The following is a 16,846-nucleotide window of genomic DNA, read 5'->3' as shown; positions in this document are numbered from 1 at the left end:
GAGTCTCACGATTAGATTAACCGTCACAAAGGCCTGCAGCTTACTTGCAGGCCTCATTCTATAGTTTCAAAATTATTTGCTTCAACCTCTTTGGATTCTTGAGGCTGCTTTTTAGTGACCTTAACTTTCGTTATGCGAAAACCATTGACTTCAAGAACTTCAAAGAGGAAACCATCAAAATATATCACATCGCCTTTCGAAGGCTTACGACCTAAGCGGGAAAAGACGTAACCGCCGATGGTAGATACGGTTTCTTCTTCAAGCTGAATTTCCAGTAATTCCGATACTTCTTCCATAAGAACACGGCCATTAAGAATGTATTCCCGGTCACTAAGCTTTTCTATAGGTGGCTGCTCCAATTCAAATTCATCGTAAATTTCGCCAACGAGTTCCTCCAGCATATCTTCAATGGTTACAAGTCCCGCAGTACCACCGAATTCATCAACGACCACTGCCATATGAGTTCGTTGACTTCGCATAGCTTGAACTAAATGTGAAATTGGCATTCCTTCTGGAACAACAAGTACATCTCGTTTAATCTTCATAATATCCTTTTTATCTGATTGTTCCTGAAGCCAGAAGAGGTCTCTCATATGTACTAACCCCAGAACATGGTCTTTGTCCCCATCACAGAGCAAATAACGAGTATGCCCATATTTCTTAATAAGTTCAAGACTCTCGGCAAACGTATCCTGAAGGAAAATACAGACCATGTCCTGGCGGGGAATCATAACTTCACTGGCAATTCGATCCGAAAATTCAAAGACATTATCGAGAAGCTTCCCTTCCATTTTATCTAAATAGCCATGTCGTTGACTGGCATCTACTAACATGCGCAGTTCTTCTTCACTGTGGACAAGATCCTGTTCGTTAGCCGGTTGAATACCTAAGAGTCGCAGGACAAAGTTCGCAAGACTGTTAAGAGTCCATATCACCGGATAAAACACTCGATAAAACCCTTTTAATAAACCGGCAGTCGCCAGAGCAGTTCCTTCATCTTTCTGAATGGCCATTGATTTTGGAACAAGTTCTCCAAGCACAATATGCACACAGGTAATCAATAAAAAGGCAATAATTATCGAGATGGTTTCAGTATAAAGCTTCTCCCATCCCCCCATTCCTCTGAATAAAGGTTCAATAAGTGCGGAAACAGCTGGTTCACCCAACCAGCCCAGGCCCAGAGATGCCAGGGTAATGCCCAGCTGACTCGCCGATAGATAAGCATCAAGTTTTGAGGTGACTTCTAAAGCCGTCTGAGCACGACGGGAACCGTTTTCGGCCAGCTCCGCCAAACGGGTTTTTCGGACCTTAACCATCGAGAACTCGGCAGCTACAAAAACACCATTTATTAAAACTAAGAGAAAAGCAAATAAAACCTTAAAAAGGCTCCATAGCAGACCTTCTATGACGCTCCCCTGATTAAGAAGTGTTCTCTCGAACACAGCCTAACCTTTTCCTTTCCTAATATTGTATACAGAACTCCGTAATTTTTTCATAGCGATATTTGTTCTACTTAGTAATTACACTACAATTATATATGATACATTATGACTTGTAAAAAAGGACAAGGACATCTTTGCGAAAAATAAGATGTCCGGTAGGGTAGAGCCCATCTTTCAGCGAAACTGTCCACAGGACACTTTCGTCACCGAAGTCTCGATGTTCAGCTTTAGCTGAACAAGTTCACTTTTTCAAACCGGAAACATATTCTGAAACTGTTTGAATATCAGCAACACTCAAAGAAGTTCCAAAACCGGGCATTGATCCTTTTCCATTTCGTATGATATTTGCGACTTCATTCTGGGACCTTGTTTCCGTATTTAAGGCTCGTGCTGAACCACCTGCTCCAGCTGGACCATGACAAGCGGCACAATTCTTGTCGTAAAGATCTTTTCCCGTGGAAGTTGGTGTAGATGATGACGGTGTCGGAGCAGGTGTTGTATTTGAACTTGTCGATGATGATTTTGATACTGATTGTCGAACCTGTGTATTCTTATCTGCAGGATTTGTGGGAACCGTCGGTTTCGTCGCACAGCCGGCACCTATGACCATAATTCCTAGGAACAAGCAAATAATCTTGAAGTTCTTCATAACTGTTCCCTCCCTATGTCAAATTTTAACTTAAAATGCAGTTAGTCGACAAGATTTAAAATTAGTAATTCCCCGTGCAGAATTACTGCATACTGTTAGATTTTTCTTCGCTAAAATTCGTTCTTGCAAATTCTAGGGTAAGCTTCTTTACCATCATATATAACGCATGATTTTTCTTTTAAGATAGTTAGTATAGTGTAGTACAGTTTAGATTAGCTTGTTAAAATAGTTTAACTTTAAGGAAACTCAAACTTTTTAATCCATTAAATTGTTGTTATTTTCAGCCAATGAGCTTTCCTGTCTTGAGAATTATAAACCATTGTGATATGCTAAAGAAAATTAATCCATTTTAGGTGCCCTTTGGGGAGAATAGGGAAGTTCGGAATAAAAAACGACGCGGACCCACCACTGTATTCGATGAGCCTCGCTGACCACTGGCTTATGCTGGGAAGGCTGCGAACCGGCAATGACTCGAGAGCCAGGAGACCTGCCTAAAATGTTGACGGCTTCCCCATATTGGGAAGCGTCGGTGACGACGGCAAAGTCCCGACCACATTATCTGTGGCGGGACTTTACTTTTTTTTTAACCTAAAAATTAAGGAGGATTATGTCATGAATAATTTATCCGAAGCACAACTCTATGATCAGCTCCAACATCTCATTGCCTCAATTTCAGACCTTGACGAAGCAGCTATGGCCAAAATTCAAGTACGTTTAAATTCCTTGACTAAACCCCAAGGAAGCTTAGGTCAGTTGGAACACTTTGCGAAACAGCTTGGCGGAATTCAGCGCACTTCTCAGCCTAAACTCTTAAAAAGAGCCGTCCTCTTAATGGCTGGAGATCATGGAGTCGTGGAAGAAGGTGTCAGTGCCTTTCCTCAGGAAGTAACTCCCCAAATGGCGTATAATATAATCAACGGCGGTGCAGCTATTAACGTCTTGTCTCGCCAAGCCCGAGCTGATGTCGTATTAACAGATGTTGGAATTGCTTTTCCTCTCGAAGGTAACTGCCTTCATAGACGTGTAGCCGACGGAACTCGGAATATGACGAAAGGGCCGGCTATGACAAAAAAGGAAGCACTCCAAGCGTTACTCACCGGGGCTGAAGTTGCCCAAGAAAAAATCCAAAACGGCTATAACCTTTTTGCTACTGGAGAACTTGGTATCGGCAATACCACTCCCAGTTCAGCTATTGTAGCCCTCCTGACGAATTCTTCCGTTGAGTCCGTTGTGGGACGGGGAACTGGAATTGATGACAAAGGCCTCTTAAGAAAATGCCAAGCTATTGAAAAAGCCATCGAAGTGAACAAGCCGGACGTAACGGATGCACTTGATGTCCTCATGAAAGTTGGAGGTTTAGAAATAGCAGCCATCGCAGGCAGCATCATACAAGCTGCTGCCAGTCATGTTCCCATCGTTATTGATGGATTTATCTCCACGGCAGGAGCTTTAATTGCTGCTAAACTTGCTCCCAAGAGCGTGGCTTATATGCTTCCATCCCATGGATCCGTCGAAATTGGGCACCGTAAAGCACTAGCCGAACTAAAACTGGAACCGGTGCTTAATCTTGATATGAGATTGGGTGAAGGCACGGGAGCAGCCTTGACGTTTCACCTCGTTGAAGCTGCCCTGCATATTTTAAACGAAATGGCAACCTTTGAAGATGCAGGTGTCAGTGAAAAAGCAAATTAGGGCTACTTGATTGGGTTTATAAGACAATGAGGGGAGTCATTGAAAACGATGTCACAATTCACCCTTATAACGGGAGGGTCACGAAGCGGCAAAAGTAGTTTTGCGGAACTATTAGCTGCCCATACGGCATACCCCGACCGACCTGTCATTTATATTGCAACGGCTCAAATTTTAGACGAAGAAATGGCACACCGGGTCAAAAAACATCAACAGCAAAGGCCCGCAACTTGGCAATTAATCGAAGAGCCATTAAATATTCCCAACACCTTGCAGAAACTAAAAGAGACTAATGGGGTTATTCTCCTCGATTGTGTCACCCTTTGGCTCACGAACCTTCTTCTTTCTGAGACAGAGAAAAATGGACAAGCTTCGCAATCAGCTCACCTTACCCAGACCATTTATGAGTCAATAGAACCTAAACTCTTATCACTCGTACAAGAAGTGGGGCTCTTGGCACAGAAAATTCAGCCATCCGTTATTTTCGTTACCAATGAAGTCGGCCAGGGAATTGTTCCGGAAAACCCCTTATCCCGTGCTTACCGCGATTTAGCAGGACGAAGTAATCAAATTCTTGCCCAAAGTGCAGATAAAGTTTATTGGGTCACTGCGGGTCTCCCCATGGAAATCAAGCATTCAGGCGAGGCCATACTCTCATCCCTGCACAAGGAGAGATAGCCAATGCGTGGATTTTTCATCGCTCTCACTTTCCTGACCAGACTCCCTTTACCCTCACCTAAGGTGGAGGTAACCTCAGAAGAGTTTACGGGAAGTTATCGTTATTATCCCTTAGTAGGTCTCTTGATTGGGTTTATTCTTTGGCTTTTGGCCAAAGGATTGTTTCCATTTTTCCCGCCGTTAGTGTTAGGGGCTCTCCTCTTAGCTGCCGAACTGATGCTCACCGGCGGGCTCCATCTTGATGGTTTCATGGACAGCATGGACGGATTATTGTCCGCCCGCAGCCCGGAACGGATCTTAGAAATCATGAAGGACAGCCGAGTTGGAGCCCACGCTTCAATGGCACTCTTTGGTTTGCTGCTCCTCAAATTTTCTTTACTTGCAAGTCTAACCCCATCAAAATTTCCTCTCCTTCTTATTATGCCTATGCTTTCGCGTTGGGTTTTTCAAATAGGTGTCATTGCCTTTCCTTATGCTCGCTCCCAAGGATTAGGCAAGGGATTTCACGAGGCAGCTCAGTGGATTACACTTCTTATCTCAGGTGCCCTAGTCTGTGGAATTTCCTATTTATTATCAGGCCTCGCAGGTATAATCTCCTTCTTCGTTTGTGTTGTCGCGGTAATTCTTTGGGCTCATAAAATCACTTCCCTAATCGGGGGCTTGACCGGCGATCTCTATGGAGCCATTATTGAGCTTTCTGAAGTTCTCTGCCTTTTTACAGCCTTTCCTTTTCTCCATTAAGCTAACTCGTTCAACTATAGCTGAACCTTAGCACTTCAGGGACGAATGCGCCTAGCCTATAACAAATGCTATCGCGCTGAAGGTTAGACTCTACCCTCACCGAAGTAAGGTATGAGAACCACTCCCGCTTATAGAAGTAAGTGTCTTAGGATTGGATAATTTAAAAATAGGCTTATGTTTGTGAAGAGGCCGTAACGAATTAATCTTCGTTACGGCCCCAGTTTCTTATTAAATTAATTAGTTCTCTCAAATTCTATTTAATCATCCTATTATCCCAACTAATCATCTTAGATAAACTAAGAACTATAATTATCTAGCCTACGATCGCTCGTGCTAAGCGTTTAATTCCCTCATCAATAACTTCCGGTGTCGAGCAGGAATAGTTCAAACGTATCTCCGGAGTGACCCGTTGATCTGTGTAAAAGACCGCGCCAGGAACATAGAGGACATTCTGACGAATAGTCTCCTCAACATAATCAAAACTGTTGGCTATATTTTTAAAGCGAGCCCAAAGAAAGAGACCTCCTGAAGGCACAATCATTTCCACCTGGTCACCGAGATACTTTTCAATCGCCTCAACCATAGCTTCTCTTCGTTCCTTATAGACCGTTCGTAAGGTATGAATATGTCCTGGAAGCACACCTTCCTTTAAAAATTCTAAGACAGCACGTTGAGTAAGATTATTGCTGTGTAAGTCTACCCCCTCTTTCGTTTGGCAAAGGTGATCTACAATGTCTGCATCCGCAACAACATACCCGACCCTTAGTCCTGGGGCTAAAACTTTTGAGAAGGTGCCCAAGTAAATGACATTTTCACCCAATTCCACTAAATTGGGCAAGGCTTCACCTTCAAAACGCAGTTCCCCGTAAGGATTATCCTCAACAATCAGCAAATCATAAATCTGAGCTACCCGTAAAAGCTGCAATCTGCGCGCAAGGCCCATCACCTTGCCGGTAGGATTTTGGTAATTGGGAATAAGATATAAGAATTTGGGTGTTACTTCTCCAAGCATTTTCTCCAGTTCTTCAGGAATAATCCCCTGATCATCGCAGGGAATCATCCTGAATTGAGCACCAAAAGCCTGAAAGGCCTGAATCGCTCCCAGATAAGTCGGCATTTCCAAAAACACAACGTCACCAGGATCTAAAAAGGTTTGTCCCAACAAACTTAAGCCCTGTTGACTTCCTGTTGTGATCACGATGTTTTCCATCCCAGCTGGTTTACCATTTCTTAGATGTCCTTTGGCAAGCCACTCTCTCAAGGGCGGATGTCCGGCAGTTTGAGCATATTGAAGGGCAGGTTTTCCCTGTTCCTCGAAAACGCGCTGAAAACTACGCTGCAAGACCTGATCCGGAAAAAGTTCGTGAGCCGGTAAACCGCCGGCAAAGGAAATCATATCTGGATTCTGGGCAGCTTTTAGCATTTCCCCTATAAAGCTTTCACCCATATTCGCCATCCATTTTGCATACCGCATCCTAAATCCTCCTCAGTCGCCTGATATATGTCACATTTTGATACTTTTCTCTCTTTTATATAGTTGGCTTATATATAATTCTACTTTCTGAAATAATTTCCTGCCAGATATCAGGTTGTTGTAATTATTATGTATTAATCGGACAGTGAACTCGTTCAGCTAAAGCTGAACATCGGGGCTTCAGATACAATAATGTCCAGTGGACATTATTGCCGAGCCGCCTTTCCCAATAGGAATACTTAGCGGCGAAGTAGGACTCTACCCCACCTGAAGTTTTACGAAGGGCCCACCCCCACTTATAGAAGTGGGGGGCTTAAAAACCGGATAAGAACTTTCGTTCGATGTCCTCTGCCAAGAGCGGTTTGCTAAAGAAATACCCTTGCATTTCATCGCATTGTTTTTCTTTGAGGAAATGATACTGAATTTTCGTTTCTACCCCTTCAGCGATTACTCGAAGGTGAAGGCTTCGAGCCAATAAAATAATTGTGGTGATCACTTCTTCTCCATTGTCATCCTCGGAAATATCTCGAACAAAGGACTGATCGATTTTCAAGGTATCTACCGGCAATCGCTGTAAGTAATTTAATGACGAAAATCCAGTTCCAAAATCATCAATAGATATCCGAACTCCTAATTCCTTAATACGATTTAATAAGTTAACGGCAGATTCCCCTTTTTTCATAGCAATGCTCTCTGTTATTTCAATTTCCAGCCACTGAGGATCCATTTCGGTTTCGTTTAATACTCTAGATAGTAATTCAACAAAATTGGCTTCTTGGAACTGCCGCGCCGAAATATTAACAGCAATGCGCCAGGGCTGGTGTCCTTGTTTTTGCCAGGCAACATTCTGGGCACAGGCATTTCGCAGTACCCATTCCCCTATGGGGACAATCAAACCTGTTTCTTCAGCAATAGGAATAAATACATCCGGGGAAACGATTCCTCTCTCAGCAGAATTCCAGCGAATCAGAGCCTCCATGCCAACAATCCGTCCGGTACTAAAATCCACTTGTGGTTGATAGTTAAGAACAAACTCTTCCCGTTCTAAGCCTTTACGCAGATTATTCTCAAGCGAGAGACGTTCCTGTGCCCTGCTGTTGAGTTCAGGTGTAAAAAATTGATAGTTTTTTCGGCCTTGCTCCTTGGCATAATACATTGCTGTATCTGCTTGTTTGACTAAAGATTCTAAATCACTGCCATCATTAGGATAAAGGCTTATTCCGACACTTGTACTAATGAATACTTCGTTCCCATTGAGCATAAAGGGCTCGAAAAAAACTTTTAAGATCCTGTCAGTGACATAGGCAGCTTCTTCTCCCCGCCTAATTTCGGGAAGAAGAATCAAAAATTCGTCTCCGCCTTGACGAGCAATAGTATCTCCTTCACGTATCGCTTGTTTAAGTCGCTCCGAACACAGCTGAAGGAGAAGATCACCCATGTTATGTCCCATAGTATCATTGATTAGTTTAAAATGGTCTAAATCAAGGAACAAAACTGCCAGCATACTCTTTTTACGCCGAGCCTGCGCCAACGCTTGGTTCAGGAGTTCATTATACAGAAGACGATTTGGCAGGCCGGTAAGAGAATCATGGTGGGCTTGATGAGCAAGTTCGTTCATTAAATTTCGCTTGTCGCTTACGTCATGGAAGACCAAAACTCCTCCAATAACAGCACCTTGCCGATCGCGAATTGGAGCAGCAGAGTCTTCGATGGCAATTCTCTGCCCATTTTGATGGATTAAGACAGTATGGTTTGCTAAACCAACGATACGCCCTTCTCTTAAGCAGCGAACAATGGGACTCTCAACAGAGGCATTGGTATTTTCATTGACTATATGAAAAACTTGCTCTAATGAACGACCTACTGCTTCAGGATTACTCCAACCAGTTAAGGCTTCGGCTATAGGGTTAAGATATTCAACATTCCCCTGAACATCCGTCGTAATAACCGCATCCCCAATTGAATCCAAAGTAACTTGAGCACGTTCTTTTTCCAGCCAGATCATAGCCTCGGCATTTTTTCGTTCTGTGACGTCGCGGATGATACTTACGATAATAGACTGGCCATGAAAAAGAGCCCCCTTAGAGCTGACATCAACCGGAAATGCACTGCCGTCTTTACTGCGGTGCATGCACTCAAACTGAATCCCAGTTTGCGCTAGTCTAATTTGTTCGATAAGTTTATTACAGTCATCTTGTAAGCGTATATCCTGGATATACCTACTCGTTAACTCTTCTCGAGTATATCCATAACGATTTATGGCAGCCTCATTGGCATCTATGATCCGTCCGTCCGGTTGAATAAAAAGAATCATTTCCAAAGAGTCCTCGGCTAAGAGGCGATAGCGTTCCATATGTTCCCGATCGCTTGCTGAATTAAACATAACCGCTAATTGAAACGAAAAATGTTCCAAAAAAGCTAGCCGCTTTTCATTAAAATAGTCAGTTATTTGCGAGTATAACGTCAAAACTCCAAAGGTTTCTCCCTGATGAATCAAAGGAAAAGCTGCTACAGAACGAAGTCCATTTTTCTCAATAAAATCCTTCCAAGCTTCGAAAATGGGGTTACCCTCTAACACTTCCACATGTTTGTAACCGGTTTGAATAGCCCGTCCTACTGCTCCTTGCCCATATAAAGACTCATCCCAACGAATCGGATTAGAGTTCGAATACTTTAGGCCCGCTTCTGCCCGAAACTCAACCATTCCATCGTCCTTTTTTACCCCTATCCAAACCCAAGGAAACTCCATTTGCTTGACAAGCTGTTCACAAAGATATCTTTTAATTTCCGGCAAGGACTTTTCAGATAACACCATTTGATTGATCTCATTTAAAAGATGTTCATAGATTTCCAACGTTTTCTCTTCTGTAATATCCACGAGGGTTGTTATGATCTCCTGATCATGATCCGAATTTAGATTTTGAATAATGTCAGAATGAATCGATAGCCAGGATTTCTGTTGACTCCCCTCTGAAATTACTAGTTCACGATAAAGAGGTGATTTTGCATTATGAGCCAAAGCAGATTGAGGTAATTCCTTCCATTTAAAAGGTGTTCCGTCAGAAAAATAAGCTTGCCAAGAACCATCAGTAGGGGACGGCAATCTCAATTGGGAGCGGCCACGCCTCAACAAACGACAAGCAGCATCATTGGCATGAATAAGCTGTCCATGGCGATTCTGCACGATAATTCCACTGGAAATCCCCTCATAAACCCTTCGATAGTACGCCTCTTGTTCCTGAACTTCATAAAATTGCTGCTTTAGCTCTTCCTCGGCGGCCACAAGCTCTTCATGAGTCGCCTCCATTTCTTCATGGGCAATTTCAAGTTCCTTATGCTTTAACTGTAGTTGTTGATAACTTTCCTGAAGTGCTTCTTCAGAATCTTGAAGCGATTTTAACCCCCAGTAAAAGAAAAGATAAAGAAAAATCGAAGAAACAAAAACATAGAGCCACCCCTTTAGGGTCGATAACTGAACATATAATGTCTGATCGTGGATAAAAAAGCCTAAAATGCGATCCGAAAAAAGTATCCAAAAGCCACCGATTAAAGCGTATAAGCTACTTAAGCGCCAGGGGGTAATTTGTTTTAAATTGTCCCATTTCAGGTTAACCCTCATCATGGATCTCCTCCTTAGAAATCCATTCTCCAAGATTCAGTAAAAATCCTGCTAATAATTGGTTTTTTTCTAAATATAGACAAATTTTTTCCGTATTAAAAAACGGCCGCCATACGGCCGGCCGAATTTCAAGATTAGCTTTTAACTATGAGATAATTTAGGGCTTAGTCTTTGACAATAATTTGTCCTTTGCCATTTTGTTTTCCAATATAAAGTCGGCGATCGGAAACTTTATATAATGTTTCATAATCTTGAGATTCCGTAGGAAATTCAGCAACCCCAATGGTAATACCCAGACCAAATTTTTCTAGGTCTAAATTTTTCTTTAAACGTTCAATAATTTTAATGGCGTCTGTACCCGCCTTTAAATCCGTAAGGACCACGGCAAATTCGTCACCGCCTGTTCGAGCAACAATATCGCCTAAGCGAACAGATTTTTGCAGGTTTTGAGCAACATGAACGAGGGCAAGATCTCCCGCAGGATGTCCTTGGGTGTCATTCAAATATTTAAAACCGTCTAAGTCAAGAAGCAAAAATTGAAAGGTCGTCCCCCGCCTCAAGGTATTCGCCATTTCTCCCAACATCCGCTGTTCAAAACCTTGACGATTTAAAATCCCCGTTAAGCAATCTGTTGTTGCCAAGCGCCTAAGCTCCAGCCTTTGGCGTATTGTTTCCAAAGACATACTTAAAATCCTGACAAAGGCCGATAGTATTTCTTGAGTTTGTTCAAGATTCCTAACTCCTGAGTCCATAAGCCAGAGCTCTCCAACAATCCCGCGATGAGCTATGATCGGATGGATGTAAATCCGCTTTACAGGATATGGCATATCTCTTTGATCTGATTCTTCCAGAACCCTTAACCTTGGTGTCGAACGTGGTACATACCCCGCCGGGAAATGGATTTGCTTATCGCGATTCATCCACTCCTGCCAAACTTTTTCTAATTGCTTTAGCCGCCCAAAAGGCGACCGTATGATCCAATTCCCCTCTTGCTCCATATGAAAAAAACCCGCTTCGAGGTATAAAATTTCCATAGCCATTTCCCCTGCTTCGGCTAACAATTGATCCTCAGAAACAGCTTTAACTAAGATTTCAGTTCCCCGTAAAAGCAGTGACAAAGCCTGCTCACGGTCCAAAGCCGCTAAACGCAGCTGCTGCTCATAGACATTTGAAGAAATTAAAGGCATCAGTTGCTCCAGCCAATAGACGCTGTTTTCATCAAAGGCTGAAGGATCAGCACTAAAAAGCGCCAGCAAGCCAAAAAACTGGCCATAATGAACCAAAGGGACACATAAAATTCGCCGGATTGCAAATTCCCTTAGATTTTCGCTCCACTCAGTGAAACGATACCCCTTCTTTAATTCTCCGAAATCATGTTCATACCCTTGCTCGTCAATTTCATGGAGCGTAATTGAAGGCTCAAAAAAAGCATCGCTCTCTATTTTGCCTTTAAAGAAATTCCTTAAATCCGAAGAAAGAAAGCTATGCTTTAAAAATCTTTCTTGTTGTTCCGTAAGAGTACTAATAGTCAGAGAATGAAATTTTCGTTCTTCAAATAGCCAAATACCAGCCATCGTCGAATTAAAAAAATCAAGCCCTCGTTTTGCAAGTAATTTTAGGGCGTCTTCCAGATTCTCTTGGTGATTAATTTCTTGAAGAAGACCAAAGACGTCCTCAGGTTTGAGACGATACGTTTTCGATTGGGCCGGCAGCATGGGCTTATCACCCTTTCATTCTCATGTCATAACCATATTTTATCATAAACCAAGAAAAGAAAAAGTCTTTTCAAGATTGAATATCACTTCTATTCAAAAGAGTACATAATATGTTAGGATAAACAATAGGTGCAATTAAACTCTTCAGCGGGAGGATATCTCTTGAAAAAAAAGTATTTTTCATTCCTCACCTTGTTGCTATCTCTTTCTCTGGTGATTATCCTCTATCCCAAACTTCAACATCCCTTTGTTCTTCAAACCTTTATTAAACAATGGGGAAACCTAAGCCTTTTGATCGATATATTAATAATTGCACTGCTAATGCTTTTTCCTGTAGTTCCCTTTGTTTTGATTGCCGGAGTGAACACCATCCTCTTTGGTTGTCTTGGTGGCTTTTTACTCTCTCTTACAGGGAGCCTTTTAGGCGCTGCTCTTGGCTTTTGTCTCTCTCGGACCCTAGGTCAAACTTGGGCCCAGCCTAAAATCGCCCAATTGGGAAAATGGGGAAAGCTCATCGAAGGGAATAGCTTTTCAATTGTTTTTCTCTCCAGGCTCATTCCCATACTTCCCTCTGCGGCCGTCAACTATTCGGCCGGATTATCCCAAATGCCTTTTCCATCCTTCTTACTGGCTACTCTTTGCGGAAAATTCCCAATGATTATTTGGGAATCTTGGGTAGGCCATGATTTCTGGCGAGCTTCCCACCATCCAGGCCGGCTTATTATTTCATTAGGCATAGGAATAATCCTTTTTGGCTTAATAATTTATTATTGGTACACAACTAATAGTACAGATCCCCAGCATTAATGCCAAAAACCCACTAAAGTTCCCCCTCCATCTTCAAAACACCTCTTGAACGACGATTCATCCGCCTTCCTAGTACTTAGTTGCGAACTTCATCATAAACTATAAGAAGCCTTCATGCAATGATTAAATGAAGGCTGTCTCGTGGATAAAATCTTAAGCTCTGCTAAAGGCCCTGGCAATCCTCTGATATCCTATTACGTTTGGGTGAGCAAAATCCGGGCCTATTAATTGTTGCTCCTTGCCGCGGAATTCTCGATTAATATTAGCAACGTTTCCTCCATAACGATTTGCCCAGGCGACAATCATCATATTGACCTGGTCAATTATTTGCTGCGCTTGCGAAGAGAACCGCGCATAGGGTCCTGCCGGTAAAGGATTATAAAGGGTGCCTATTTTCAGTATCGCCTTTGGATTAATCTTTCTGATTTCTTCCCCTATTTGAGATACGGTTTTCTCCATAGAAACGAGGGTCAAAGACAATTGAGCAGGATTAAAGCTCCAAGAAGAATTTCTCAATAATTGAAGAAGATCATTTGAACCAACCGTAATCGTTATTAACGAAGCTTGACAAACATAGCGGCGTACTGCTGCGTTTTGCCGTAACAAAACTAAAAGTCCGCCGGTCGTCAAACCATTAACCCCAAAGTTACGCAACAGTAAATTCGGCTCATGCCTTCTTAAAAATTGGGCATATATCGACGGAAACGAGAAAGTCGTTCCAACCCCATACCCAGCAGTGATAGAGTCCCCCAAGGCCAGATACAACGACAAATTCACACCTGCTTTCCAAAGCTTCTTCTTTTCTAATAGGGTATGATTTCCAATCCATTTCTGTCACGCCTGACGAATAATCACCCTTATTTCAGAGAAGCTAAGAAGAAACAATTGAATTGATTGGTGTGAATATTCGTGAACAATCTCTGGCAATTTATTCAAAAGGGGAATTCCTCATCCTTATATGCTTCCATAGGAAATCTTATTCTGGTTGTGATTAAAGGTATTGCCGCTTACACCAGCGGAAGCGGGGCAATGTTTGCTGAAGCTATGCATACTGGAGCCGATACGGTTAACCAGATCTTTGTCTTTGTCGGCAGCATCCTCGCGGAACGAAAACCAACACCTCGTTTTCCTACTGGATTTGGCAGGCTCATTAATGTCTTTTGTATGGGGGCTGTAATCGTTGTAACAATTATGGCTTATGAAACGGTTCTCGAAGGAATCCATCTCCTTAAGCATCCCTCGTCGTTTCAAACTCTGGGATTTACTATTTTTAGTCTTGTTGCCTCAATGGCAACGGATGGTTATGTTCTCCTTAAGGCAATCCGTGAAATTGGCAAAGAGACTCACAGTGATAAAAAGGGGCTAAATCTAATCCCTTTTGCGCTCAAGAATGTCAAGCAGGCTTCTCCCCCTACCCGTTTAGTCTTCTATGAAGACCTTGTAGCCACCTCCGGAGCAGTTCTGGCTTTAGGAGCCATCCTACTCACACGCTTTACTCCTCTCAAGGCTCTTGACGGATTTGCCGCAATCATAATCGGGTTGCTCATGTTCGGAGTTGCCTTTCGAGTGGGGTATGACAATATGGTGGGACTTATTGGAGTTTCCGCCCCCAAAGAGGTGGAAGATAAAGTCTCTCAAATTATTTTGGCCGATCCTGCTGTAACGGATATTAATAAAATGCGTATCCTCCAGGAAGGACGTTTTTATCACGTTGAAAGCTACATTGAACTGCACAGAGGGTTTTCCTTAGCAGAGGCAGATAAAATCAAAGCCAAAATTCGAGACAATTTATTGGCGTACGAAGATGTCACAGATGTAACATTAGGCATTATTGAAGATGATGGGATTAAAGATTGGCAGCCAATTGAATTTCCCACACCCTTAAAAGCTAATCCTCAAATTAAGAAGCGCTGAACATCGAAAGTTGATGTTCAGCGCTTTTACTCAAGAACTTTATCGTAACAGAAAAAGGGAGTTTCTTTAGACATAAAATTAATTTGACCTATAAATTGAAAACCGCATTTCCTGAAGAGAGAGTTCATCTTTTCATTTTTCGAATTTGTATCAGTTTTCAAATAAGGTAAATCATTGCTTCGAGCCAAGGTCTCGGCAAATTGAAGCAATTCGACAGCCAAACCGCGCCTTCGATAATCGGGATGGACAGACATTCTATGGATTACCATCCCTTCCCTGGAAGACCAATGAAGATGAGAATATTCTTCGGGTTCAACCCTATTAATACAGATAAACGCCACAAGATTACCCTTCTCTTCTCGTACGTATAAGTTTCCTGCCTTAATATCCATCGTAAAATCATCGGCTTGTGGATAATTCTCATCCCATTGATAATTCCCATATGAATGCATTTCTAAAATTGTCTTTTGGACAATGTCCATAATTTGCGGAACGTCTTCAACAACCGCTTTTCTCATCATCTGGCAAACCCCTAAATTCATAATTATTTAACGTTACAAAATTCCTATTCCATCAGCAGCAATGGCATCTCCCAAAATCTCTTAACTAACAAAATTTGACATAATATTATGATAAAGTGTCAAATACGAATCCAAACGCTGGCTTAGATTGATCACTTCAGGATCATTCAAGGACTTATATTGGGCTAACTTGACGAGTTGAGACCTTAGACTCTCAATTAGACCTAAAACTTCATCCTGCTTCATAATCTCCCCTCCCCAATCATAATTCCATATTTCCTTTCAACATATTACTCTAATCAGCAAAAGAATTCAATTCTTTAGTGGTTCTTTTAGAGATAAAATAAAACATTGTTTTAAAGATCGAAATTAAAAATACATTGCTATGACGATAAAGCAGATAGTCTATCTCTTTTTGACCATAGACAAAAAAGGACTTTTCCTTAGTAACAACCATAAATCACCTCCATTCCCCCGCTGTCTCTGACTGCACTAATAAGCAGCTCTATAAGACCGCAAGCAAATCGTTACTTTAACTTCTCGTTAAAAACTATTTAACAATAAAGAACGATGGTATAGAACGTTCGCCATAGCGGCTTGACGGATGATTAATTATCTTACCGTTATAATAAAGAACTGAAGATGCACCGCCATCCAGATTAGCAACATTATAGGCGCCATACTGAAGCATAATATCCTGTACATCTTTAAGGGTTGCACCCAAAGAGCCAACTTGCCGCCCATCAATAACCAGCATTAAGATTGTGCCATCCTTAGTCTGTCCGATGGCTGTTCTGGGAGCAATCCCCCATCCCCCGTCTCCATAAGTAATTGAAGGCTTGCCATCGACGACAAGAAACGGACTAAAGGTAACTGCATCCCGGATATCCATTTGTTTAATTTGGGTTAATGTATAATGTCCAAGAACTAATACATTATCGCGATTTAACCCAATGATATCAAAGGATGAAACGGGATCTTTATGAAGAATCTGACCGTCAGAAATAAGAATGCCGAGGGGCTGCCCGCCATTGCCGGTTCCTTGTGGATCATCAAACACCCCGCCGTTGATTACAGCACTTGCTCCGTTCTCCTTGGCAATATCCTCAGCTTTTTCTCCTACCTTACCCAGATAACGCGTCGCAGCGACTTGAACACGGGCCGGATCATTAATCTTAAGCAAATAACCCTTAAATCCCTTTTGACTAATGTCAATTAGTTCCGTTCCACTGTTATTGACCGTTCCTTGAGTTCGAATATTATCAGGATGAGAATTCCCCAAATCGGCTATTTTATTACTATCCATTATTTTTTTGATTTCCGCTTCACTAAATAAAAAGGTTGCCAAATATTGATGATGCAGCGTAGTCATGGCACTAGTTACCCATAAATCACGAAGGGACTCAAAAGGTTCAACAGGTGCAAACAAAAATCCTAAAAAGCACAAGACGAAAATCGAGAAACTTGCAAACATCCCTATAAAAGCCTGCCTTAGCCGTTTTTTCCTACGGCTGTAATAATAAATTCCGGCAGGTTTCCGCTGCAGCCTCTGGTTTCCCCTTGGGTCAGATGACCGAGAAATTCCTGTATTACTCAT

General features: G+C 42.2%; 14 protein-coding genes and 1 riboswitch. Of the genes, 5 read left to right on the top strand and 9 right to left on the bottom strand.

What is annotated here, in order from left to right:
- Positions 1 to 53: 53 nt before the first annotated feature.
- Positions 54 to 1,397, bottom strand: a complete 1,344-nt coding sequence (locus DEAC_RS17245) for a hemolysin family protein (protein ID WP_047811367.1) — start codon at positions 1,395 to 1,397, stop codon at positions 54 to 56.
- Positions 1,398 to 1,683: 286 nt separating this feature from the next.
- Positions 1,684 to 2,091, bottom strand: coding sequence for a c-type cytochrome (locus tag DEAC_RS22340; protein ID WP_053006482.1), 408 nt, complete (start codon positions 2,089 to 2,091; stop codon positions 1,684 to 1,686).
- A gap of 334 nt (positions 2,092 to 2,425) precedes the next feature.
- Positions 2,426 to 2,600, top strand: a riboswitch (cobalamin riboswitch).
- Between the two features lie 103 nt (positions 2,601 to 2,703).
- Here DEAC_RS22340 and cobT point away from each other — a divergent pair.
- The 3 genes from cobT to cobS are packed head-to-tail and all read left to right on the top strand — an operon-like array spanning position 2,704 to position 5,199.
- On the top strand, positions 2,704 to 3,783 hold the full coding sequence (gene cobT, locus DEAC_RS17235) for a nicotinate-nucleotide--dimethylbenzimidazole phosphoribosyltransferase (protein WP_047811314.1): 1,080 nt from the start codon (positions 2,704 to 2,706) through the stop codon (positions 3,781 to 3,783).
- Positions 3,784 to 3,831: 48 nt separating this feature from the next.
- The gene (gene cobU / locus DEAC_RS17230) at positions 3,832 to 4,458 is read left to right on the top strand and encodes a bifunctional adenosylcobinamide kinase/adenosylcobinamide-phosphate guanylyltransferase (protein ID WP_047811365.1); all 627 of its coding nucleotides are present in this window, start codon (positions 3,832 to 3,834) and stop codon (positions 4,456 to 4,458) included.
- A gap of 3 nt (positions 4,459 to 4,461) precedes the next feature.
- On the top strand, positions 4,462 to 5,199 hold the full coding sequence (gene cobS, locus DEAC_RS17225; RefSeq protein ID WP_047811313.1) for an adenosylcobinamide-GDP ribazoletransferase: 738 nt from the start codon (positions 4,462 to 4,464) through the stop codon (positions 5,197 to 5,199).
- Between the two features lie 313 nt (positions 5,200 to 5,512).
- On the opposite strand, the gene DEAC_RS17220 is transcribed toward cobS, so the two are convergent.
- The 3 genes from DEAC_RS17220 to DEAC_RS17210 form a co-directional block, all read right to left on the bottom strand.
- Positions 5,513 to 6,673, bottom strand: coding sequence for an aminotransferase-like domain-containing protein (locus tag DEAC_RS17220; RefSeq protein WP_047811312.1), 1,161 nt, complete (start codon positions 6,671 to 6,673; stop codon positions 5,513 to 5,515).
- Positions 6,674 to 6,986: 313 nt separating this feature from the next.
- Positions 6,987 to 10,295, bottom strand: a complete 3,309-nt coding sequence (locus DEAC_RS17215; protein ID WP_053006481.1) for a sensor domain-containing phosphodiesterase — start codon at positions 10,293 to 10,295, stop codon at positions 6,987 to 6,989.
- Between the two features lie 161 nt (positions 10,296 to 10,456).
- Positions 10,457 to 12,007, bottom strand: coding sequence for a sensor domain-containing diguanylate cyclase (locus DEAC_RS17210; protein ID WP_047811311.1), 1,551 nt, complete (start codon positions 12,005 to 12,007; stop codon positions 10,457 to 10,459).
- 162 nt (positions 12,008 to 12,169) lie between these two features.
- On the opposite strand from DEAC_RS17210, the gene DEAC_RS17205 reads away from it, so the two are divergent.
- Positions 12,170 to 12,814: a TVP38/TMEM64 family protein gene (locus tag DEAC_RS17205; protein WP_047811310.1), complete on the top strand. Its 645-nt coding sequence runs from the start codon at positions 12,170 to 12,172 to the stop codon at positions 12,812 to 12,814.
- Positions 12,815 to 12,967: 153 nt separating this feature from the next.
- Here DEAC_RS17205 and DEAC_RS17200 read toward each other — a convergent pair whose 3' ends face one another.
- Positions 12,968 to 13,591, bottom strand: coding sequence for an SGNH/GDSL hydrolase family protein (locus tag DEAC_RS17200; RefSeq protein ID WP_242847187.1), 624 nt, complete (start codon positions 13,589 to 13,591; stop codon positions 12,968 to 12,970).
- A 132-nt stretch (positions 13,592 to 13,723) separates the two neighbouring features.
- Between DEAC_RS17200 and DEAC_RS17195 the strand changes: the two genes are divergently transcribed.
- On the top strand, positions 13,724 to 14,728 hold the full coding sequence (locus DEAC_RS17195; RefSeq protein ID WP_047811308.1) for a cation diffusion facilitator family transporter: 1,005 nt from the start codon (positions 13,724 to 13,726) through the stop codon (positions 14,726 to 14,728).
- A gap of 26 nt (positions 14,729 to 14,754) precedes the next feature.
- Here the strand turns inward: DEAC_RS17195 and DEAC_RS17190 are convergent, their stop codons facing one another.
- From DEAC_RS17190 to DEAC_RS17185, 3 genes are all read right to left on the bottom strand, one after another.
- Positions 14,755 to 15,249, bottom strand: a complete 495-nt coding sequence (locus DEAC_RS17190; protein WP_047811307.1) for a GNAT family N-acetyltransferase — start codon at positions 15,247 to 15,249, stop codon at positions 14,755 to 14,757.
- Between the two features lie 81 nt (positions 15,250 to 15,330).
- Entirely contained in the window at positions 15,331 to 15,495 is a 165-nt protein-coding gene (locus tag DEAC_RS22885; RefSeq protein ID WP_083996254.1) for an aspartyl-phosphate phosphatase Spo0E family protein, read from the bottom strand.
- Positions 15,496 to 15,799: 304 nt separating this feature from the next.
- Positions 15,800 to 16,846 (bottom strand): phosphodiester glycosidase family protein, encoded by a 1,047-nt coding sequence (locus DEAC_RS17185; RefSeq protein ID WP_083996252.1) that lies wholly within the window; start codon positions 16,844 to 16,846, stop codon positions 15,800 to 15,802.

It is taken from the genome of Desulfosporosinus acididurans (assembly GCF_001029285.1).
Taxonomy (GTDB): domain Bacteria; phylum Bacillota; class Desulfitobacteriia; order Desulfitobacteriales; family Desulfitobacteriaceae; genus Desulfosporosinus; species Desulfosporosinus acididurans.
The sequence above is the reverse complement of the archived record's forward strand: the minus strand, read 5'-3'. Positions and strand labels throughout refer to the sequence as shown.